The following is a 22,215-nucleotide window of genomic DNA, read 5'->3' as shown; positions in this document are numbered from 1 at the left end:
GAAACAACCAGCCATGGTTCCGTGAAGATCGGTTCGTCCCTTGGCGGTGATTTGGGCCAGCCGGGCCTGCTCGCCGGCACTACCATCTGCCAACCCTCGACAATCACCCCGGCGGCTGCTAGCCCGTCGCCGAGCCGAACGGGTTTTGCCCTTATGGAATAGGCACTTGAAGCGTATCGAAGCGATGGACCGAAAACGGGCATGGCGGTGAAGAAAGGTCCATCCCATCTGCTCGGCAACTCGGCATGGAACGCGACTGCCTTCGCGGTCGCAGTGCTGCTCAATCTTGCGATCCTGCCATTCGTGATTTTCCGCCTTGGCCTCGCTGCGTTCGGTGTTGCGGGCCTGGTGACAGCCTGCGTCGCGCCTGCGCTGATGTTCAGCAACGCGCTTGGCCTCTCCACGACGCGCGAGCTCGCGCAACGATTGGAATCGTCCGACCGTGACCAGGCGCGGCGATTTTTTGCGACCGCCCTTGCGCTCGCCATCGTCGTGGGCGGCCTGATCGCTGTAGTGCTTAGCCTTGTGGGCGCGCCGCTCGCGCGATTGGGATTTCACCTGGGGGGCCCGGCTGGCGACGACCTGGGGCTTGCCTTTGCATTGGCCGGCGCCGGCTGGCTGTGCCAGTGCCTGTTCGCGGTCTTCCTCTCGCTGTTCACGGCGCGCCAGGATTATCGGCGGATCGCGTCGATCAGCATCACAGGCACGGTGGTGACGACGATGTCGATGCTGCTGCTGATCCCGCATGCGCCGCGCGCCTCGACGTTCCTCGGTTGCCAGGCATTGGGCTTCGCAACGAATTTCCTGATGGCCGTCGCCTGGTCGCGGCACGCGATAGGTGACTGGCTGGCACGGCCGGCGCTCGATCGCAACGCGCTGCGTGCACTGGTCAAGCTTGGCGGCTGGCAGGTGGCTGCGCAAAGCGGCGCGCTGTTTGCCGGGCAGGCGGACCGCTATCTGCTCGGCGCGCTGCTGCAGCCGCAATTCGTCGGCTTCTACAGTGTTGCGCAGCGGCTGGAGGAGGCGGTCTATATCGGTGTGCTGAAGGTCGGCGAGATCCTGTTCCCGTTCTTCAGCACGCTGCAAAAGGAGGATGACGATCGCAAGGTCGACCTGCTGCTTCGTTCGTCCTGGATTCTCAATGTGCTTGCCGCGAGCGCGCTGGGCGGCCTGATCCCGGTCGCAGGCGCATTACTATATCGATGGACCGGCGCCGAGGTGGCGGCCGAGGCGCAACTGGTGCTGGTGGTGCTCTCGATCAGCGGCATATTGGGGTCCTGCGCCAACGTGTTTGCGTTCTATCTGCTGTCGCAGGGGCGCTCCAGTTCCAACGCGCTGATCTCGCTCGTCACCGGTGTCTTCACGCTGGCGACCAGCGCCGTCGCATTGCCGTATTTCGGCTGGCAGGCGGCCGGTTGGAGCACCTGCGTCGGGATGGTCGCGCAGATGGTCACCACGGTGCTGCTGTTGCGGCGGACCTTCAGGCTTTCAGCCATGTGGTCGCGGATGCTGCATTTCGTCCTCGTCCCGCTCGGCACCGGGATCGCCGTTGCGCTGGCGCTGCGCTCCCAACTTGGCCACACCTCATTCGACCACGCGCCGTCATGGTGGTATGTGGTGTCGCTCTACGGCGTGTCGGCGGCGGCAATCTTCGTCGCCGCCGTCGCCGTGTCGCAGCTTGGTCCCTATCGTGCCGTCTGCTGGCGGGACCTCCGCATCATCATCACCCGCTTCTTGCCCTTCAAGGCCGCCTAGACATGTGTGGTATCGCAGGCATCGTCAATCTGCGCGGTTCCGCCGTGGAGCCGGCCGAGATCTCGCGGCTCACCAGTCTGATCGCGCATCGCGGTCCGTTCGGCGAGGGCATCTGGTTCAACGCCAAGCGAAACGTCGCCTTCGGCCATCGCCGGCTCGCCATCATCGATCCCGGCGAGGGTGGCTATCAGCCGATGGTCTCAGGCGATGGCCGCCATGTGATTGTCTACAATGGCGAGATCTATAACTTCCTCGAATTGCGCCGCGAACTCGAGGCGAGGGCGCGATGTTCCGCAGCCAGTCCGATACCGAAGTGATCCTTGCCGCCTGGCAGGCATGGGGCGAGGACATGCTGCTGCGCTTCAACGGCATGTGGGCGCTCGCGATCTACGACACCGCCACGGATGATCTGTTCCTTGCGCGCGACCGTTTCGGCATCAAGCCGCTGCTCTACGCGCTGTCGTCCGAACGATTCGTTTTCGCATCCGAGCAGCGAGCGCTGGCGCGGAGCGGGCTGAATGAGACATCGCTCGACATCGACGTAGCGCGGCGGCTGTTGCTTGACCCATTCGGGATCGAAGGCAGCGAGCGGACCCTGTTCGCGCAGCTGCGCCGCCTGCAGGGCGGCCACTGCATGTGGCTGCGCCAAGGCAAGGTGCAGGTGCGCCGCTGGTGGCGAACCGTGGATCACCTGCCTGATGTCCCGGCCGGCGAGGCCGAACGTGTGGCGCGCTTTCGTGAGCTGTTTCAGGATTCCGTGGCGCTGCGCATGCGCAGCGACGTACCGATCGGCACTTGCCTGTCCGGCGGCTTCGACTCGTCCGCGGTGATCTGCACCATGTCGGCGCATGAGAAGGCCGGCATGGGACCGCGCGACAGCACCGCCTGGCGGCACGCCTTTGTCGCGACCTTTCCCGGCGACAGCAATGACGAGCGGCCGATGGCGGAGGAGGCGGCCGCGTGGGCCGAGGTGGCGCCGAGCTTTCTCGAGATCGGCCGCTCTGATGCGCTCACCGACCTTGACCGGATCCTCGACGACAATGACGACGTCTATATCGGGCTGCCGAGCGCGCCGTGGCTGATCTACCGCGAACTCCGGCGCCAGAACGTCACCGTGTCGCTTGACGGTCACGGCGCGGATGAATTGATGGGCGCCTACCTGCAGGAGGGGCAGTCGACCGCATTCCGGATCCGGAACGCAGCGGCCGCGCTCACGTCACGATCGAAGCTGGCGCAGCGGGGCATCGACTTCTTGCGGGCGCAGATGATCAGGCGGCAGGGGTATTACTTCCTGCGTGGCGGCGCGGCGGCGATGCCCGCACCGTTGCGGCTGGTCGCCGAGGATGACGAAATGCCGAGCGCGTGGGGCGCGCTGAACCGGCGTCTCTACCGGATGTTTCACTCGACCACGCTGCCAACCATCCTGCGCAATTTCGACCGGCTCTCGATGGCGCACGGGATCGAGGTCCGGATGCCGTTCATGGACTGGCGGCTGGTCACCTACACGATGGCGCTGCCGGAAACGAGCAAGTCGGCCGACGGCATGACCAAGGTGGTGGCGCGGCAGGCGATGGCGAACCTGATGCCCGAAAGCATCCGCACTGCGCGCCGCAAGGTTGGATTCAATTCGCCGATGCCGGAATGGCTGAACGGGCCGTTGGCCGGCTGGACCGCAGAGCTGCTCGATCGGAAGGTCCCGGCATTTGCCGAGTTCGTCGACGAGGTGCCGCTTCGAAAGGCGGTCGGCCGCTTGACGGCATCGCAAAGCTGGGGTTGGGAATCCGTCGGCCGGATCTGGCCGTATCTGAACATGAAATGGATGTTGGCGAGGTCCGCGTAAGCAATGCGTCTGTTCCAGAACAGCGGTCTCTATTCGTCCTATCTGCCGCGGCTGAACCAGCTTGCGGCAAAGGCGTCGACCTTCGCGGCGCGGCGCGACGTGTTCCTGCACGATCGCTTTGGCGCGGCGCATTTCCTCAAGCCGGTGCTCGACGGCGCACCCGAAGCCTTCTTCACCAATGGCGACGACGAAGTGCTGCAGCGCCGATGGGCGCATGAGCAGGGCATCAAGGGGACGCCGACGCTCGAGGCAATCCTGCTCGCGCAGATCGAGCATCACGGAACCGAGGTGTTCTACAATCTCGATCCGGTGCGCTATCCGAGCGCGTTCGTCGCCAAGCTTCCCGGCTGTGTGAAGAAGACGCTGTGCTGGCGCGCGGCACCCTCCGGAAATGCCGACCTGACCGCTTATGGCGCGGTGCTTGGAAACTTCCCTTCGATCCTCGAGGCCTGGCGCAGCAAGGGGTGCCGGGCGGAGCTGTTCTTCCCCGCGGTCGATCCGGTGATGGAGCAATACGGCCACGGCGAACGACCGATCGACGTGGCGTTTGTCGGTGGATATTCGCGGCATCACAGCGCGCGGGGCCGGACCCTCGAGCAGGTCGCGGCGCTGGCGGCTGATCGCAACATCGTGTTCTGCCTCGATGCGTCGCGGCTGACGCGGCTCGCCGAAAGCCCGGTCGGACGATTGTTGCCGCTGGGGAAGTACCGGCGTCCCGAGGTCATCGCGCGGATCGCGAGGTTGCCGCTGTTCGGCAGGGACCTCTACGAGCTGTTCGGATCGGCGAAGATCGTGCTCAACGGCGCAATCGACATGGCCGGCAACGATCGCGGCAACATGCGCTGCTTCGAGGCGATGGGCTGCGGAGCGCTGCTCGTGTCGGACGCCGGCAGTTATCCGGAGGGGATGGATCCTGGGCAGACGATTGCGGTCTACGAGTCGGGCAATGATTGCCTCACCCAGATCGCGAATTGCTTGCGGGGCTGGGATGAAATGAAGGCGAAAGCCGAGCGGGGGCGGCGAGTGGTCGGAGATTTGTATAGCAAAGGGCGCCAGTGGGCACTATTTGAAGACCTCTTGGAGCGCGTCTAGGAGCAGGCATGCACGTTGACGGTCTGGTTTTTAGAATCAAGGAGTTGGCTGACGCGGCTGCATTGCCTGTCTACTTTGCTAGAGGGCGTCGACCCTGGTCGGTTGGTTACTTTACGCGCAAGAAGGACTGCATTCAGACCGCGATCGACACGGCCGCCGTTCGATCGGGGCGCCCGCTGCCTGACGCATTTGGCATCGCCATCGATGAGAGGGTAGTCGAATATCCATGGCTGTTCGACCGGTTGCGCCGCGATGGTGTCCGACTGGGACGAATGCTTGATGCGGGCTCGACGCTGAATCACGACTACATTCTGGGCCGCGATCCACTGCGCAACGCGGACCTGACGATCATGACGTTGGCACCGGAAAAGCGGTGTTACTGGTACGAGGGCTATTCCTACGTCTTTGGGGATTTTCGCAAGACGAGGTTCGAGGATGGCGCCTTCGACACCATTGTCAGCATTTCTACCCTGGAGCATGTCGGACTGGACAACACAATGCTCTACACCAATGATCCGGCTAAATCAGAAACCAATAAGCATGGCTTTGCCGATGCGATGCGCGAGTTTCGACGGATCATTGCTCCGGGCGGACGTTGCCTGATCACGGTGCCATATGGGCGATATGAGAACTTCAACTGGTTTCAGGTCTTCGACCGGGGGATGATCCAGACCCTGATCGACGCTTTTGCGCCTTCGTCCTTCGAGCTCGAGTTCTTCGGCTATGAGAAGACGGGCTGGCGTCGGGCAACGGAGGCCGAGGTTGCGAATGCGACTGCATTTGACCCGCATAGCGGACGCGGCCGGCTCGACGACAGGGCTGGCTGCGCGCGCGCTATTGCCTGCATCGAGTTGATCAGATGAATCTCGATTACTGGCTGCAGCGGATGCTGGGCCGCGCGACCTGTCGCCTTCGGTCGAACGCCAGGCTGATGCCGACTGCACGCATCCGCAATATTCGCGGTGACAGCGACTGCATCGTCATTGGTGCGAACAGCATTATCCGAGGCGAGCTTTTGACGTTCGCCCATGGCGGGCGCATCGAAATCGGATCGTGGTGTTATGTCGGGGAGAATTCGCGGATATGGTCCGCTGGATCCGTACGAATTGGAGACCGGGTGCTGATTGCGCACGATGTGAATGTCTTCGACAATCTCACTCATCCTGTGGACCACGTGGCGCGCCACCGGCAGATTCAGGAGATGTTTACCAAAGGTCATCCGCGTGAGCTAGATCTCGATGAGCGTCCTGTCCTGATCAACGACGATGCCTGGATCGGGGCTGGCGTTTTCCTGACGAGAGGCGTTCGGATCGGCGCCCGCGCGATAGTAGCGGCTGGTTCGGTAGTCACTGGGGACGTCGCCGAAGACACAGTCGTCGCCGGAAACCCGGCACGTCTTGTAAGGTCAGTCCTTGAAACTTAGTTTGGCTGGGTCAATCGCATGATCGTGTGGGTCACAGGCGCGAACGGGTTCATCGGCCGCCATCTTGTGCGGGAGTTGGCCGCGCCGGGCCATGCGGTGCATGGGGTCGGGCACGGAGCCGTCGATGCGGCGGAAGCCCGGCGCCTCGGTTTGCAGAGCTGGATCAACGGTGAGATCGACGCGGCCAATCTCAACACGCTTGCGGCTGTGCACGGGTTGCCGGCGCAGGTCTTTCACCTCGCCGGCGGATCGTCCGTCGGCGTCTCGATTGAGCGGCCGTTTGAGGATTTCACACGGACTGTCGCCAGCACGGCGCGGCTGCTCGAATGGTTGCGTGGATCCGCGCCAGATTGCGCAGTGATCGCGGTGTCGAGTGCCGCCGTCTATGGTGCCGACCATACAGGCCCGATCGCCGAAAGCGCCGTCGCAGCTCCGATGTCGCCCTATGGGCAACACAAGTTCATGATGGAGCAATTGTGCCGGAGCTACGCGCAGTCGTTCGGCATCCGCTGCACTGTCGTGCGGCTGTTCTCGGTCTACGGTCCCAACCTGCGCAAACAATTGCTCTGGGACATCTGCTCGCGGCTCGAGGCCAGGGAGCCGTTGCTCACGCTCGGCGGGACGGGCAACGAAATCCGCGACTGGACCGACGTTCGCGACGTCGCGAGGCTTCTTGCAAGTGTCGCGGAACCGTCGCCGCAGGAGACGTTCCGGGTCATCAATGGCGGATCGGGCCGCGGGACGAGCGTTGCCGACATTGCAGCCGGCCTTATCCGGGAGTGGGGAAGCAACACCGCAGTGCGACACTCGGGCGTAAGCCGGCCCGGCGATCCCGTGAGCCTGTTGGCCGACGATGCAATGCTGCGCCAAATCGGGTTCGATTGGCGCATTCCCCTCGATCAGGGCCTTGCCGACTACGTGACGTGGTTCAAGGGGCAGGCTTCGTGACGTTGCGCCCGTTGCGGATCGCGTTCAGTCACATTTCGCGTCGGCTTTGGGCTGGCGGATACAATTATCAGCGCAATCTGTTCGCGGCGCTCGCCTGGTCTCTGCCTGGCGAATTCGTTCCGGTCATCTTTGCCGGGAATACGGCCGATGAGAATGAACTCGCGGAGCTTGCCGCAACACCGGGTGTTGAGGTGGTCCGGTCGGCAGCATTCGATGGACAGCCAGGTTTAGCCGCGGCGCTGGGGCTTGGGCTGGACCCCGGAGCCGCCGCGGCGTTTCGCTCCGCGCGCGTCGATGTTGTTGTTGAAGCGGCACACTTCTTCGGCTGGCGGCTGGCTATCCCGGTAGTGGCGTGGATTCCGGACCTGCAACACCGATCTCTGCCTCAGCTCTTTCCGAGGATGGCACGTTGGCGCCGCGAAATCGGCTTCCGCGTCCAGATGGCGTCGGGCCGGACCATCATGCTGAGCAGCGAGAGTGCGCATCGCGATTTCAGGACCTACTATCCGCGCGCCGGGAACGATGTCTGCGTGGTTCGCTTCGCGACCCAGCCGCCGGCCGCCTTCCTGAACACGGATCCGTCCGAGGTGATCGCGACCTACGGCCTGCCGGAAAGCTATTTCTACCTGCCCAATCAGTTCTACCGTCACAAGAACCATCAGCTCGTGGTCGACGCGTTGACGATCCTGAAGGAGCGCGGCGCCAACGTGGTGGTCTGTGCCTCCGGCAGCACCGAGGATCGCCGCGAGCCGGGCTATTACGAACAGGTCAACGCGCAGGTTCGCGAGCGCGGCCTCGATGCGCATTTCCGCCATGTTGGGACGATCCCCTTGTCACACGTCTACGCGCTGCTGCGGGCATCGACCGCACTGATCAATCCATCGCGTTTCGAGGGGTGGAGCACGACGGTCGAGGAGGCGAAGTCGTTCGGCGTTCCGATGATCCTGTCCGATCTCGATGTGCACAAGGAGCAGACCGACGGGGCTGCACGCTATTTCGGCGTCAATGATCCGGTCGCGCTCGCGGACCACCTGATGCAAGTTTCACAGCAGGCGCGCGGGCTCGTCGTTCGGAACGTCGTCCCGCATCAGGACGACAGCGTCCGCGCCTTTGCGGCGAGTTTTGCGGCCACCATGCGACGGGCTGCCGGTCAGGAGATCAGTGAGCCAGTCGCAAGATAGAAGCTGAGGTCGCGCAGCAGATCGCGCGGGCGCTGCTTCACCCGGCGAGGTTGACGTTCATCGCGTGAACGGGGTAGAGGAGAGCTCAGGCGCTGGGTCGGATGTCATGCCGCGGCGGCCAGACTGCGCGTCCTGTCGAATTGTCAACGAAACCCAGACGAACAGGTTAGTCCCACGTGTGCGGCATATTCGGCCTCATCGCCAAGAACGGGCTCGTTGATGCTGATCAAGTCGATCGACTGACCGATCTGGTCGCTCACCGCGGGCCGGACGGGCGCGGCGTGAGGGTCAATGGCAATGTCGGGTTGGGACACCGGCGCCTCGCCATCATCGATCTGACCGAAGACGGCGCGCAGCCGATGCGCGACAGGCTGCTTCCGATCTGGATCACCTACAACGGTGAAATCTACAACTACCTCGAGCTCCGCGCGGAACTCGAGGCGCTCGGACATGTCTTCCACACCGCGTCCGACACCGAGGTCCTGCTGGCCGCCTATGTCCACTGGGGCGAAAACTGCCTCGACCGCTTCAACGGCATGTGGTCGTTTGCGATCCATGACGAGCGCGACAATACGCTGTTCTGCGCGCGTGATCGCTTCGGTGTGAAGCCATTCTACTATGCCGACACGGCGACGCAGTTCGCATTCGGTTCGGAGATTCGCCAGTTGCTGCCGCTGATCGGGCGCTCCGTCGCCGACGACGATCTTGTCAGGGATTTTCTCGTCTGCGGCCTCAGCGACCATACCAATCGCACCTTTTTCAAGGGCATCGAGAAGCTCGCCCCCGGACACAAGATGCGCGTCGATGTGGCAACAGGCCGGATCAGGACCGAGCGCTATTATTCGCTGGCGCCTCGCCCGGACGTCGCTGACGGGCAGGATGCAGCCAAATTGCTGCGAGAACTGCTCGACGACGCAACGCGTCTGCGCCTGCGCTCGGACGTTCGCGTCGGAACCTGCCTGTCGGGAGGACTGGACAGTTCGAGCGTCGCGACGCTGGCAGCACGGCGCTATGCGACGACCTCCAACGATCGCTTCTTTGCCATCACCGCAGTCAGCGAGCAGGCCGCCAATAACGAGGAAGCCTACGCGGCCGAAATCGTGGCAAGCGCCGAGCTGAACTGGTTGCGCACCAAGCCGGGCTACGAGGATTTCGCCTCGACGGCGGAAACCCTGCTCGAGGTTCAGGAGGAGCCGTTCGGAGGCCCCTCGATCATGATGCAGTATGAGGTGATGAAGACGGCGCGCGCGAACGGCGTGATTGTGCTTCTCGACGGTCAGGGCGGCGATGAAACGCTGCTCGGATATCATCGCTATTATGCGGCCTGGCTCCGCGACCACTTTCATCGCTCGGGTGTGCGCGGATTTTTCTCCGCCTTCGGCGCGGCCAGGAAGGCGGGCGTTTCAGCCAGCCGCCTGTTGATGTATTTGTTCGGGGCCAGTCTGGCGGGACTGCGAGCCGGCGTCTACCGTTGGCGATACGCGTTCCTGAAGAGTCCAGCCCTGCCGGAGTCGCTTCGCCGTTTTGCGCGAAACACCAACGATGCACGGGAGATGCAGGTTCTGGAGATCACGGAAACCAACCTGCCGATGCTGCTGCGTTTCGAGGACAAGAATTCGATGCGGTTCGGCGTCGAAACGCGATTGCCATTCCTCGATTACCGCTTTGTCGAATTTTCACTGGGCTTGCCGACCCGGACCAAGGTCAACCACGGCTGGACAAAATGGCCGCTCCGCGCAGCCATGCAGGATGTTCTTCCGGCCAACATCTGCTGGCGCAAGGACAAGATCGGCTTTGCGGCTCCCGATCAGCTCTGGCTCAACAGACACTCGCCGGTGATGTATGACAAGGTGATTGGCAGCACGCTGCTGGCCCGCTACGTCGACATGGCTGCAGTGAAGAGGAAATTCCACCGGCTCGACCTCGGAATGCGCTGGCGGCTCTATTGCGTGGCGCTCTGGGGCGAACGCTTCCGGGTTGGAGCCCCATGAAGATCTGTATGCTGTCGAGCGTCCATTCGGCCAACGACATTCGAATTGTTGAGAAGGAAGCGCGAAGCCTGTCCGAGGCAGGTCACGAGGTGACCGTCGTGGCGCGGCCGCCGCGCCCAGGCGACACAGGACGCATCGCGTTCAAACTGATCGAGCAGGCCTCGGTCGCGCGCTGGAAGCGTCCGTGGGTCGCGGGGAGGGCGGCAATTGCACTTGCCCGCGCATCCGGGGCCGATGTCGTGCAATTCCACGATCCGGAACTGATACCGTTCGCGCTCCTGCTCAAGAGCCGGCGCTGCAAGGTGGTCTATGACGTTCACGAGGACGTGCCGTCGGACATCCATTCCAAGCGGTGGATTTGGCCCTGGATGCGGCCTCTGGTGGCGCGCGCGATGGAACTGGTGGAGCGGAGCGCGGCGCGGCGCTTTGATGCGATCGTGGCTGCGACGCCGGCGATAGCGGATCGCTTTCAGAGCTATGGCGCTAATGTCACGCTGGTCAGGAACACCGTGCGGCTCGACGAATTCATCGAGCCGACGCCGACCACAAAACGGCAGCGTCAGGCGGTTTACGTCGGCCGCACCAGTTTCGATCGCGGGTTGGTCGAAATGGTGGAAGCATGCGCCGCGGTGCGTCTGCCGCTCGTGCTCGCGGGAACCATCGGCCGCGAAGAACAGGCCTGGCTTGAGAAATCATCCGCCGACGTGTCATACAGGGGCAGGCTGGGACGTGGTGAGATCGCGACGCTGCTGAACGAAAGTCTCATCGGACTCAACCTGCTATTGCCCGAACCGAATTATTTGCTCTCACTTCCAACCAAGCTCTTTGAATACATGGCCGCTGGGCTACCCGTCATTTCGAGTGATCTGCCGAAATCCAAGGAGATCGTCGAGGCCGCCGGCTGCGGCATCGTCGTGTCGCTCAGGGATCGCGCGGCGCTGCTCGACAGCCTGTCCAGGCTGGCGGACGACCCTCAAATGGCGATCGGACTGGGGCTGGCGGGACGGGCGGCGGTTGCCGGGAATTTCAATTGGCAGCACGACGCGGCGGAGCTCAACGACCTCTACCGGCGATTTGCTTCGCCCGGGGCGGCGGCATGAACATCTGGCTGGTGCATCCCTTTGCTGGCGGACCCGGCCTGGGGCGTCACTATCGTCCGTTCTGGCTGGCGGACGCCTGGGGCAAGATGGGGCACCGGGTGGTGGTGGTCAGCGCCGCCTTCCATCATCTGCACAGGCAGCCGCGCGTTCCGGGGCCGCAGCGGATCAACGACATCGACTTCTGGTTTCTCGATACACCGCGCTATGGCAGCGGCAGCCTGGGGCGGCTCCGCAACAATCTGAGCTTCGGGCCGGCCTTCGGCTCGGCGGCGTCTGCAATTGCCGCACGGTTCGGCAAACCGGATCTGATAATTGCGTCGAGTCCGCATCTGTTCTTCATCTCAGCGGCGCATCAGGTCGCGCGGCGTTTCGATGCGAGGTTCTGGCTGGAGGTCCGCGACCTCTGGCCCGAGAGCATCATCGCGCTCGGAATGACCCCGGCATGGCATCCGCTGATGAAGGTGCTCGGTTGGAAGGAGCGCTCCGCGTATCGCGCGGCGGATCGGGTGATCTGTCTGCTGGCCGGAGCGGAACCCCATATGCGGGCACGTGGCTTGCCGGCCGGCAGGTTCCTGTGGATTCCGAACGGGGTCTCCGACGGCGAGATCCAGAGCGCACTGACGATCGACAATCTTCGCCACCCTCTGACCGATCGCATCAATCTGCTGAAGCAGCAGGGCAGGCGCGTGGTGCTTTACGCCGGCGGCATGGGTCCTCCGAACGCCGTGGAGGCCGTTCTCGATGCGGCTGCCATCCTCGGCAAATCGAACTCCGAGATTCGTTTCGTGATGATCGGTTCAGGGACCTCGCGAGCCGCGCTCGAACAGCGGGCGGTCGCGCTTGGTAATGTGGAGTTTCACGATGAAGTCGATCGGTCGGTCGTGCACGGCATGCTGCATGCTTCCGATTGCGCGGTCGTCGCCTTCCACAAGAACGCGCTCTATTACCATGGCATCAGTCCCAACAAGCTGTTCGACTACTGCCTGTTCGCGCCGCGCAGCGTCATAGCCTGCGAGGAGCGGGCGCTGGCCGGGCTCGAGGATCTGGTGACCGCGCGATGCGCACCTGATGATGCTGATGCGCTTGCGGCATCGCTGCGTGCCGCTCTCGACGGTCCGGCGCGTCCGCGCGGCGATCGTGTCGCCGCCGCGCAGCGATACAGCTATTCGACTCTCGCTGCGCAGTATCTGGCCGAGCCCCGTGATCCGGCCTGAAGTGTGGCCATTGCGACACAGGCTCGCGAGATAAATTCTTTTATAATCAGATAGTTGCAATGTTCATGGCGTGAACGAATTTGCTTGACGTTCATCGTGTGAACGCGCTATCAGCCTCTCCAGTGGGGATAGGCGTGATGGCAGGCACTCTACCGACGGATGAGAATGACAGCGACCGGCTCGTGCTCGGGCTGCTCACCTCTCTTGAGGCGGATGGCGCGCAATCGCAGCGGCACATCGCAGCCGAACTGGGCGTCGCGCTTGGCCTGGTCAACGCTTACCTGAAGCGGGCGATCAAGAAGGGCTTCGTCAAGGTCGGGTCGGCGCCCGCGCGGCGATATGCCTACTACCTCACGCCGCAAGGCTTCTCCGAGAAATCGCGGCTGACCGTTCAATTCCTGTCCGACTCCTTTTCGCTCTTCCGCAAGGCGAAGGATGAATATGGCAAGCTGTTTGAACGCGCGCAGGCGCGGGGCTTCAGGCGCGTCGTGCTTGCCGGACAATCGGACCTTTGCGAAATCGCGATCCTGTGCGCGGTCGACGGGCCGATTTCGGTCCTTGCGATCGTTGATCCCGATGCAACCGCGTCCCGGTTCATCGGCGTCAAGGTGGTTTCCTCCTATGCGTTGGTGGATGAGCCGTTCGATGCGGTCGTCGTGACCCATTTGACCGGCGCGCGACATGTATTCGACCAGGCGGTCAGCAAGTTCGGTGTCGAGAAAGTGCTCGCTCCGGACCTGCTGGGCTTGCGTCCAAAGCAGCCGCAGGGGGCGTGATGGCGATGCAGCCCGATTCGCGCTGGTACGTCGTGCAGACACAGGTCAATGCCGAAGCCAAGGCGGCGGCGGGCCTCGTGCGGCAGGGATTCTCCACCTACCTTCCCCGCTATCAGAGGCGCCGCAGCCATGCGCGGAAGGTGGAACTGGTGCCGCGGCCGCTATTCCCGCGCTATCTCTTTGTCGCAATCGATGTTGCGGCCCAGCGCTGGCGCGCCATTCAATCGACGCTCGGTGTTTCGCATCTCGTGTGCGTGGGCGACGGGCCGGCCGCGGTGGAAAGTAGCGTCATCGACACGCTGAAATCGCGCGAGGACGAAGCCGGATTTATCCAGCTCGTACGCCGGCCGGCTTTCTCGCCCGGTGACACCGTGCGAATTGTCCAGGGTGCATTCGTCGATAGTCTTGCGCTCGTCGAAGATGCCAGCGATCACCATCGCGTGGCTGTGCTTTTGAACCTGCTGGGCCGCAAGGTTCGCGTTCTCGTCGGGGCGGATCTGATCGCCGCGGCTTGAGTGCGTCCGCTGCCTGGCGGACGTGATGGATATATTTTGGCTTGGGTGTGACGCTCGATTCACCCCGAGTGCGGTAGCTTGCCTGAAGCAAACAGCTTGCCTAAACAGAGCAGAAAGTTCGAAGAGAGGAATTTCATGACGATCTACGCGCTGATCGGTGCTGCCGGCTACATCGCGCCACGGCACATGCGGGCGATGGCCGATACCGGCGGGAAGCTCGCGGTGGCCTACGATCCCAACGACTCCGTGGGAATCATGGACAGCCATTTTCCGGATGCCGAGTTCTTTACGGAATTTGAGCTGTTCGATCGCCACGTCGGTGCGTTGCAGCGCGACGGCAAAAAGCTCGACTACATGACGATCTGCTCGCCGAACTACCTTCACGACGCGCACTGCCGATTTGCGCTTCGCTCCGGGGTGGACGCCATCTGCGAAAAGCCGCTGGTGCTCAATCCCGGCGACATCGACGGACTGGCGGCCATTGAGCGCGATACCGGCCGGCGCATCTCCACCATTCTGCAATTGCGCCTGCATCCGGCGATCATCGCGCTTCGCGATCGCTTCGCCAATTCGCAGAAGCGTCACAAGGTGGAGCTCACCTACATCACATCGCGGGGGCGCTGGTATCACACCTCCTGGAAAGGCGCGGAGGAAAGGTCCGGCGGTGTCGCCACCAATATCGGGGTGCATTTCTTCGACATGCTGAGCTTCGTGTTCGGTCCCGCCAGCCGCAACGAGGCGCACCTGCGCGAGCCGGAGAGGGCTGCAGGCTCGCTGGAGTGCGAGCGCGCCGACGTGAGCTGGTTCCTGTCGCTGGACCGCAACGACCTGCCGGACAGCGTGAAAGGCAAGAAGACGACCTTTCGCTCCATCACCGTCGATGGCGAAGAGGTCGAGTTCTCCGAAGGTTTCACCGATCTCCATACCAGGAGCTATGAGGAGATCGTCGCCGGCCGCGGCTTCCGTCTGGACGAAGTCCGCCCCTCGATCGATATCGTTTCCACGTTCCGCACGGCGCCGCTCGTTCGAAGCAATGGCGTTCACGCCTTTGCCCAGAAGGCGATGCACAAATGAGCGAGATGCGCGAGGATCCGCGCTTCCCCGGCGTGTTGATCCATCAATCGAGCTACGTCGACGACGGTGCCGTGCTTGGACGCGGCACCAAGGTCTGGCACTTCTGCCATATTCTGTCGCGCACGGTGATCGGCGAGAATTGCTCGATCGGCCAGAACGTGATGATCGGTCCAAACGTGAGGATCGGAAACGGCTGCAAGATCCAGAACAACGTCTCGATCTACGATGGCGTCGAGCTTGCGGACGACGTGTTTTGCGGTCCGAGCTGCGTCTTCACGAACGTCAACAATCCGCGCGCCGACGTTTCCAGAAAGGATGAGTTTCGCAAGACGCCGATCGGACGCGGGGTGAGCATCGGTGCCAATGCGACCATCGTCTGCGGGCATTCGCTGGGCGAATACTGCTTCATCGGGGCCGGTTCGGTGATCACGAAGGATGTCCCTGCGTTTGCATTGATGGCGGGCAATCCCGCAAGAAGGATCGGCTGGATGAGCAGGGCCGGCGAGCGGCTCGGCGACGATCTGAAGTGTCCGCGGTCCGGCGAAGCTTACGTTGAAATTGATGGTCGATGCCTTCTCAAAGAGAAGCACTAGGCTGGCGTTTTTTCCAAACCAACTTCAGTTAACCCAGATGATTCCAGTCACCCATCCGGTTCCTCCGCTCACCGCGGTCGACGCGCCCAATCTTCGGCGTCTTGAATTTCTGCTGCTTTGTGATTTCATCCCAGGCAGCGCCTCCACGATCATTGACCACGTCATGGGTCTCAAGGAGTTCTCCAGGCACTCGATCCAGATCTTCAACTCGCGGGGCGACGTCTCCAATCTGCTCGAGCTCGACCGATTTGACGGTGTCATCATCCACTATTCTCTCGTCGCCTGCATGGACACCTATATCGGCCCGAATCTGCGGGCCGCCATTTGCAGGTTCAAAGGGCTGAAGGCCGCCTTCATCCAGGACGAGTATCGCTGGATCAACGACACGATGGCCGCGTTCCGGCAACTCGGCGTCCATATCCTGTTCAGCGTCGTCCCGCAGGAGATCATGGACGACTACTATCCGCAGGATCGGCTGCCCAATGTCGTCCGGGAAACCGTGCTCACCGGCTACGTCCCAGGCGAGTTGCTCAGCAGGACAGTGCCGCGTCTCGAGGATCGATCCATCGATGTCGGTTACCGTGCGAGAAAGGTTCCCGACTGGTTGGGAAGCTTTGCCCAGGAGAAGTGGCTGATTTCCGGTCGGTTTGAGGCGGATGCCGCCCTGTATGGACTGACCTGCGACATGTCCACACGCGAGGAAGACCGCATCTACGGCGAGAACTGGATCAAGTTCCTTGCCAACTGCAAGGCCGTCCTCGGCACCGAAAGTGGTGCCAGCGTTTGCGACTTCACCGGCGAGATTCAGCGCAACGTGGATCAGCATCTGGCCCGCGATCCGTCGGCGAGCTTTGAAACGCTGCGTGATCTGTATTTCAAGGATGAGGACAATCGAGTCATTCTCGCCGTCATCTCGCCGCGATGCTTCGAGGCGGCCGCGCTGCAAACCTTGATGATCCTGTACGAGGGCACCTATTCCGGAAGGCTTGAGCCCTGGCGGCACTATGTGCCGCTGAAAAAGGATCATTCCAACATGGCCGAGGTCATGGAGGTGCTGCGCGATCCGGTGCGGGCGCAGGAGATTGTCGATCGGGCCTATCGTGAGGTTGCGCTCAATCCCGACAACAGCTTCGAGGCAATGGTCCGGCAGGTCGATCGCGCTATCGACCGTCGATATCACCCTGAAATGGCGGCAACGAAACGGTGCTATGCCGAAGGGGAGCTTGTCGCATTGCTCGCGCGCGAAAAGCGCCGCATGCGGCGCCGGGAGCTGATGCAGAAAGTGATGCGGAAGGCGAAGCAGACGGTGCGCCACCGTCTGGTCGTCATCGCGAAGGTCGTTGCAGCGAATGGCGTCATCCATGTGGCGCGTTTGACGCCGGGTCCACTCCGTCGTTGGGCGAAACGGATCGTTTTGAGGCACACGAGAATTCGTCGGCTGATCGGGATTGATGCGTGACAGTTGCCGTCTCACGCTGCCGGGTGCAGGGTTAATCTTCGATCGTGCGCATCCTTATCCTGCACGAACTTGACGATCTTGGCTCGGCGCGGCGTACGTCGATCAATCACGCGTTTGCACTGGTCAAATATGCTCCTGAGCACGAATACACGCTGCATAGCGCACGCCAGCCCGTCACCGCCCGTCTTCGCGAACAGGCCTTCGACGCGATCATTCTCGACACCACGTTTCTGTGCTGGAGATGGGCGAGGCCGAAATCGCTGTGGCTAGATCGGCTCCTCGATGCCTACGACTTCATCGCGAAGTCGGATGCCGTCAAGGTGGCGCTGCCCCAGGACGAGTACGACCACGCCGAAATACTCGACAACTGGCTTTCGGACTGGAAGGTCGATCTCATCTATTCCGTCTGCTACGACCATCATGCGGAGTTCTATCCTCGCGCGGGGAAGCATGCCCGGGTGCTCGAGGCGTTGACGGGATACGTTGACGACGCCGACATCGGGCTGATGCAGCGCTTTGCCGTCCCGTTCAAGGACCGGGAGATCGACGTCGGCTACAGGGCCAGGGCGCTGCCTGCTTATTTTGGAAGAATTGGCCAGCTGAAAACCGAATTGGGCGATCGCTTCCGCTCCAGCATGGCCGATCGCCAGCTGAAGCTGGATATCTCGACGCAGGCGCGCGACGCCCTCGTTGGCGACGCCTGGCTGCAGTTTCTGGGCAACAGCAAGTTCACCCTGGGCTGCGAGAGCGGAAGTTCGCTGCTGGACGCCAGGGGGGAGATCAGGGAATGCGTCGAGCGGCGGCTGCAGCGCAACCCGGCGGCCAGCTTTGAGGAATTGGAGCAGGCCTGCTTTCCCGGTCAGGATATGCGGAATGTCTATACCGCAGCGGGTCCGCGTCTGTTCGAGGCGGCGATCGCGCGGTCCTGTCAGATACTGACACCCGGCAATTACGCCGGTGCCCTGAAGGCGGGTGAGCACTACATCGCGCTCGCGCTGGATTGCTCGAATGTCGAAGACGTCTATGAGCAGATGCAGGACGAGGACGCCAATATGGCGCGGATCGAGGCCTGTTATCGTGCCTTGGTCGAGGATCCGAAGTTCCGCTATAGGAATTTCGTGGCAGGTCTGCTAGCGGAAGTTCGAGATGCGGCGGTCAGGAAGGGCCGACGACTCCCTGATTGCGGTAGCTCAACCGGTACGGTAACAGACGAGCTTGCCTTACGGGAATCGTTTACCCGCGCCGTTCTTCGCGCGCATCAGCATCACATCGAGGATGTGAAGGAAATCAGGTTGCTACCCAATTTCCTTCACGCAGTTATCGTTACGCTTGTCCGCCAGATGCTGTCACTCGCGCGCAGAATTCGCGGATAGCTTTAGTGTCTTTGCAGCGATCTTGAATATCGAGGTTCTCTGAATTCATGTGTGGCATTGCAGGATTTGCATCTCTGTCCGGTCATCCCGTCGCAAGGCGCGTCGCGTCGCTCAACGCGATGAGTAGCTTGATTGCGCATCGCGGGCCCGATGGTTCAGGGCAATGGAGCGATGACGCCGGAAGCGTCGGGCTGGTCCACCGTCGGCTTGCGATCATCGATTTGACGCCTGCCGGCGCCCAGCCCATGAAGGGGGCGAACGGCACCGTGATTTCCTACAACGGGGAAATCTACAACTTCGTCGAACTTCGCGAACAGCTCTCGGACGGCTGGACGTTCCAGTCCCATTCGGACACGGAGGTGATCCTCGCCGCCTACGCCAAATGGGGCGAGCGCTGCGTCGATCATCTGCGCGGGATGTTCTCCTTTGCGATCTGGGACGAGAGAAACAAGAAGCTGTTTGCCGCGCGCGATCGCTTCGGGATCAAGCCGTTCTACTACACGGTGCAACAGGGGGTCTTCTACTTCGCATCCGAAGCCAAGGCGCTGCTGCCGTTCCTGAGCGACATCGAAACCGACGCCGATGCGCTGAGCGAGTATCTCACGTTTCAGTACACGATCGGCAAGAAGACCCTGTTCAAGGGGATATCGGCCCTGCTGCCCGGCCATCTGCTTCGGCTCGCGGGCGGCGACGTCATGACGTCCCGGTACTGGGACGTGCAGTACGATGTCGATTTCGATCGCAGTCCCGCCTATTTCGAGCGGCGCTTCACCGAACTGCTGTCCGACTCGATGCAGGTGCATTTGCGCTCCGACGTTCCGGTCGGCGGTTACGTGTCGGGCGGTCTCGACTCCAGCCTCGTTGCACTGATGGCCTCCAAGCTGGATCACCGCAGCCGCGACGCATTCCACGGCCGCTTTCTCGAATTTCCGGGCTATGACGAGAGCGGCTACGCCAAGACGGTGACCGATCTGGCTGATATGTCGCTCCACATGGTCGACATCACCGCCGCCGACTTCCGCAACAGCATCGGCGACGTGATCTACCATCTGGACTTCCCGGTCGCCGGACCGGGGTCGTTTCCGCAATACATGGTGTCCGCGCTGGCGGCGAAGAACGTCAAGGTCGTGCTCGGCGGGCAGGGCGGCGACGAGCTGCTCGGCGGCTATGCGCGGTATCTGGTCGCCTATTTCGAGCAATGCATCAAGGCGGCGATCGACGGCACCTACCAGAGTGGTCACTACGTGGTCACGATCGAGTCGATCGTGCCCAATCTCGGTCTGCTGCGTGAATACAAGCCGATGATCAAGGAGTTCTGGCGCGATGGCCTGTTCGCGGATCTTGATCGCAGGTACTTCCGCCTGGTCGATCGTTCGACCGACATGGTCGGTGAGGTCGATTGGAGCGCGCTGAACAAGGAGGGGGTGTTCGAGTCCTTCCGCGCCATCTTCAACAACCAGGACAATGTGCGGAAGGAAGCCTATTTCGACAAGATGACCCACTTCGACTTCAAGTGCCTGTTGCCGGCGCTGCTTCACGTCGAGGACCGCATGAGCATGGCGCACGGCCTGGAGAGCCGCGTGCCGTTGCTGGATCATCCCCTTGTGGAGTTTCTCGCTACCGTGCCGGCCGACGTGAAGTTCATGGGCGGGCAGATGAAGCAGCTCATGAAGACGGCTTATCGCGACACCCTGCCGAAGGCACTGCTGCAGCGGCGCGACAAGATGGGTTTCCCGGTGCCGCTGAAGGAATGGTTCGACGGCGAGCTCAAGGACTTTGTCCTTGATATCTTTGGTGAACAGCGTTCGAAGCATCGCCCGTTCTTCAACAGCGATGTCGTGCTCTCCAGCTTTGGCGAGCAATCCCGCTTCTCCCGAAAGACGTGGGGTCTTCTCAGTCTGGAACTCTGGCACCAACGGTTTCATGACCGGGCGGCCGAGTTCCGCGCGATGGTCAGTGCTTAAACTTCTCAATCTGGATGGTGGCTATGAAGATATTTGTAACCGGCGGAGCCGGGCAGGTCGGATCAACGGTTATCGATATGCTGCTGTCGCGCGGCGACACAGTGGTTGCGATCGACAATTATGCGACCGGCAGAGCCGACAACCTCACCAAGCACGCAAATCTGACCCTGGTCGAGGACACGATCGCGAATGCTGCGGTGGTCGATCAGTTGTTCTCCGACTTCCGGCCTGAGGTCGTGATCCATACCGCGGCGTCCTACAAGGATCCGGAGGACTGGAGCAGCGATGCATTGGTGAACGCGGTCGGCACCGCCAACATCGCGAAGGCCTGCAAGACCTTCGGCGTATCCCGTCTGATCTACTTCCAGACGGCGCTCTGCTACGGCACGAAGCCGCTGCAGTCGCCGATCCCGCTCGACCATCCCATCAACCCGGTCAATTCCAGCTACGCCATCTCGAAGACAGCCGGCGAGCACTACGTGCAGTTCTCCGGGGTCGAATGGGTGACGTTCCGCCTTGCCAACGTGATCGGGCCGCGAAACGTGTCGGGGCCGCTGCCGATCTTCTACGGGCGGCTGGCCAAGGGACAGAAGTGCTTCGTCACCCCGGCGCGCCGCGACTTCTGCTACGCGGGTGATCTTGCCCGCGTCGTCGTCAAGGCCGCCGATGGTGTCGGCCGTGGCACCTATCACTTCTCCTCGGGCAAGGATGTCGCCATCAAGGACCTCTACGATTCCGTGGTGCGCGCCATGAAGATCAATGATTACCCGGAGCCGGAAGTGAAGCCGCTCGGTCCGGACGATGCACCTTCGATCCTCCTCGACCCGTCACGTACCTTCAAGGATTTCGGCGCCGTCGAGTTCACCTCGCTCGACGAGATTGCCCGTCTGTCCGTTGAACGCTGGGAGAAGGAAGGCGTCGTCGGCGGCTATACGCACCTGAAGGAAGCGCGTGCGGAAATCCGCACCTGATCGGAACCACGATATGCGCATCATCATCACCGGCGGCGCGGGCTGCCTCGGCTCGAACCTGATCGAGCACTGGTTGCCGCAAGGCCACGAGATTCTCGTCATCGACAATTTCGCCACCGGCAAGCGCGAGGTTGTGCCGGCCCTTCCCGGCCTGACCTTGATTGAAGGTTCGATCGCCGATCGGGATCTCGTTGCCTCGGCATTCGAGAAGTTTCGACCGACGCATGTCGTGCATTCGGCGGCTTCCTACAAGGACCCGGCGAACTGGCGCGAAGATATCGCAACCAACGTCGATGGCACCGCGAACGTGATCGACGCGGCGCGGGCCGCCGGCGCGGGCCGGATCCTGAACTTCCAGACCGTGCTGTGTTACGGCCGGCCGGAAAGCACACCGATCCCGGTCGAGCATCCGCTCCGGCCGTTCACCAGCTATGGCATCTCAAAGGTTGCCGGCGAGCAGTACCTGGCGATGAGCGGTCTGCCTTACGTGTCGCTGCGGCTTGCCAACGTGACGGGGCCTCGTCTGGCGATTGGTCCGATCCCGACCTTCTACAAGCGCCTGAAGGCCGGGCAGGGCTGCTTCTGCAGCGACGCGCAGCGCGATTTCCTCGACATGTCTGACTTCCTGGCCGCGGTGGATCTCGCGATGGCCGAGCAGGCGCCGACCGGCGTTTTCAACGTATCGAGCGGGATCGGTCACTCGATCAAGGAAATCTACGACCTCGTGCGTTCTCACCTTGGACTGCAGGCCGATCCTGATGTGAAGGTGGTGCCGGTCGGTGATGACGACGTGCCGTCCGTCGTTCCCGATCCGAGCAGGACCCGTGCAGTTCTCGGATGGCAAGCCAAGGTGCCATTCGATGAGACCATCCGGCGCCTGCTTGCGTGGTACGACGCCTATGGCGTGAGCGATGTCTATAGTCACCTGGCGGCACCAAAGAGCTGA

Annotated in this window: 18 protein-coding genes and 1 pseudogene; all 19 read left to right on the top strand. The window is 62.2% G+C overall.

Annotated elements, in window-relative coordinates:
- Positions 1-201 precede the first annotated feature (201 nt).
- Positions 202-1,755, top strand: a complete 1,554-nt coding sequence (locus tag V5279_RS31185; RefSeq protein ID WP_338690981.1) for a lipopolysaccharide biosynthesis protein — start codon at positions 202-204, stop codon at positions 1,753-1,755.
- Positions 1,756-1,757: 2 nt separating this feature from the next.
- Positions 1,758-3,595, top strand: a pseudogene (asnB, locus tag V5279_RS31175) (asparagine synthase (glutamine-hydrolyzing)).
- Between the two features lie 3 nt (positions 3,596-3,598).
- A complete protein-coding gene (locus V5279_RS31170; protein ID WP_338690978.1) occupies positions 3,599-4,687 on the top strand; it encodes a glycosyltransferase in 1,089 nt (362 codons plus the stop codon).
- A gap of 8 nt (positions 4,688-4,695) precedes the next feature.
- Positions 4,696-5,550: a methyltransferase domain-containing protein gene (locus tag V5279_RS31165; RefSeq protein ID WP_338690977.1), complete on the top strand. Its 855-nt coding sequence runs from the start codon at positions 4,696-4,698 to the stop codon at positions 5,548-5,550.
- A complete protein-coding gene (locus V5279_RS31160) occupies positions 5,547-6,110 on the top strand; it encodes an acyltransferase (protein ID WP_338690976.1) in 564 nt (187 codons plus the stop codon). Before V5279_RS31165 ends, V5279_RS31160 begins: the two co-directional genes overlap by 4 nt.
- An 18-nt stretch (positions 6,111-6,128) precedes the next feature.
- Positions 6,129-7,058, top strand: coding sequence for an NAD(P)-dependent oxidoreductase (locus V5279_RS31155; RefSeq protein WP_338690975.1), 930 nt, complete (start codon positions 6,129-6,131; stop codon positions 7,056-7,058).
- A 401-nt stretch (positions 7,059-7,459) separates the two neighbouring features.
- Positions 7,460-8,239, top strand: coding sequence for a glycosyltransferase (locus V5279_RS31150; protein ID WP_338690974.1), 780 nt, complete (start codon positions 7,460-7,462; stop codon positions 8,237-8,239).
- Positions 8,240-8,415: 176 nt separating this feature from the next.
- The gene (gene asnB, locus V5279_RS31145; protein ID WP_338690973.1) at positions 8,416-10,230 is read left to right on the top strand and encodes an asparagine synthase (glutamine-hydrolyzing); all 1,815 of its coding nucleotides are present in this window, start codon (positions 8,416-8,418) and stop codon (positions 10,228-10,230) included.
- Positions 10,231-10,238: 8 nt separating this feature from the next.
- On the top strand, positions 10,239-11,330 hold the full coding sequence (locus V5279_RS31140) for a glycosyltransferase family 4 protein (protein WP_166305654.1): 1,092 nt from the start codon (positions 10,239-10,241) through the stop codon (positions 11,328-11,330).
- The gene (locus V5279_RS31135) at positions 11,327-12,544 is read left to right on the top strand and encodes a glycosyltransferase family 4 protein (RefSeq protein ID WP_338690972.1); all 1,218 of its coding nucleotides are present in this window, start codon (positions 11,327-11,329) and stop codon (positions 12,542-12,544) included. The genes V5279_RS31140 and V5279_RS31135 overlap by 4 nt, the downstream gene beginning before the upstream one ends.
- A gap of 137 nt (positions 12,545-12,681) precedes the next feature.
- On the top strand, positions 12,682-13,320 hold the full coding sequence (locus V5279_RS31130; protein ID WP_338701456.1) for a winged helix-turn-helix transcriptional regulator: 639 nt from the start codon (positions 12,682-12,684) through the stop codon (positions 13,318-13,320).
- The gene (locus V5279_RS31125; RefSeq protein WP_338690971.1) at positions 13,320-13,835 is read left to right on the top strand and encodes a transcriptional activator RfaH; all 516 of its coding nucleotides are present in this window, start codon (positions 13,320-13,322) and stop codon (positions 13,833-13,835) included. Before V5279_RS31130 ends, V5279_RS31125 begins: the two co-directional genes overlap by 1 nt.
- A gap of 135 nt (positions 13,836-13,970) precedes the next feature.
- Positions 13,971-14,909, top strand: coding sequence for a Gfo/Idh/MocA family oxidoreductase (locus V5279_RS31120; RefSeq protein ID WP_165124670.1), 939 nt, complete (start codon positions 13,971-13,973; stop codon positions 14,907-14,909).
- Entirely contained in the window at positions 14,906-15,502 is a 597-nt protein-coding gene (locus tag V5279_RS31115) for an acyltransferase (protein ID WP_166305666.1), read from the top strand. Before V5279_RS31120 ends, V5279_RS31115 begins: the two co-directional genes overlap by 4 nt.
- Complete coding sequence (locus V5279_RS31110; protein WP_338690968.1) at positions 15,462-16,961, top strand: hypothetical protein; 1,500 nt, start codon at positions 15,462-15,464, stop codon at positions 16,959-16,961. Before V5279_RS31115 ends, V5279_RS31110 begins: the two co-directional genes overlap by 41 nt.
- A 44-nt stretch (positions 16,962-17,005) precedes the next feature.
- On the top strand, positions 17,006-18,334 hold the full coding sequence (locus V5279_RS31105) for a hypothetical protein (protein WP_338690967.1): 1,329 nt from the start codon (positions 17,006-17,008) through the stop codon (positions 18,332-18,334).
- 47 nt (positions 18,335-18,381) lie between these two features.
- On the top strand, positions 18,382-20,298 hold the full coding sequence (asnB, locus tag V5279_RS31100; RefSeq protein WP_166305675.1) for an asparagine synthase (glutamine-hydrolyzing): 1,917 nt from the start codon (positions 18,382-18,384) through the stop codon (positions 20,296-20,298).
- 23 nt (positions 20,299-20,321) lie between these two features.
- Positions 20,322-21,269: an NAD-dependent epimerase/dehydratase family protein gene (locus V5279_RS31095; protein WP_338690966.1), complete on the top strand. Its 948-nt coding sequence runs from the start codon at positions 20,322-20,324 to the stop codon at positions 21,267-21,269.
- Between the two features lie 13 nt (positions 21,270-21,282).
- Positions 21,283-22,215 (top strand): NAD-dependent epimerase/dehydratase family protein, encoded by a 933-nt coding sequence (locus tag V5279_RS31090; protein WP_338690965.1) that lies wholly within the window; start codon positions 21,283-21,285, stop codon positions 22,213-22,215.

It is taken from the genome of Bradyrhizobium sp. 26S5, from assembly GCF_036923295.1.
Classification (GTDB): Bacteria; Pseudomonadota; Alphaproteobacteria; order Rhizobiales; family Xanthobacteraceae; genus Bradyrhizobium; species Bradyrhizobium septentrionale.
The sequence above is the reverse complement of the archived record's forward strand: the minus strand, read 5'-3'. Positions and strand labels throughout refer to the sequence as shown.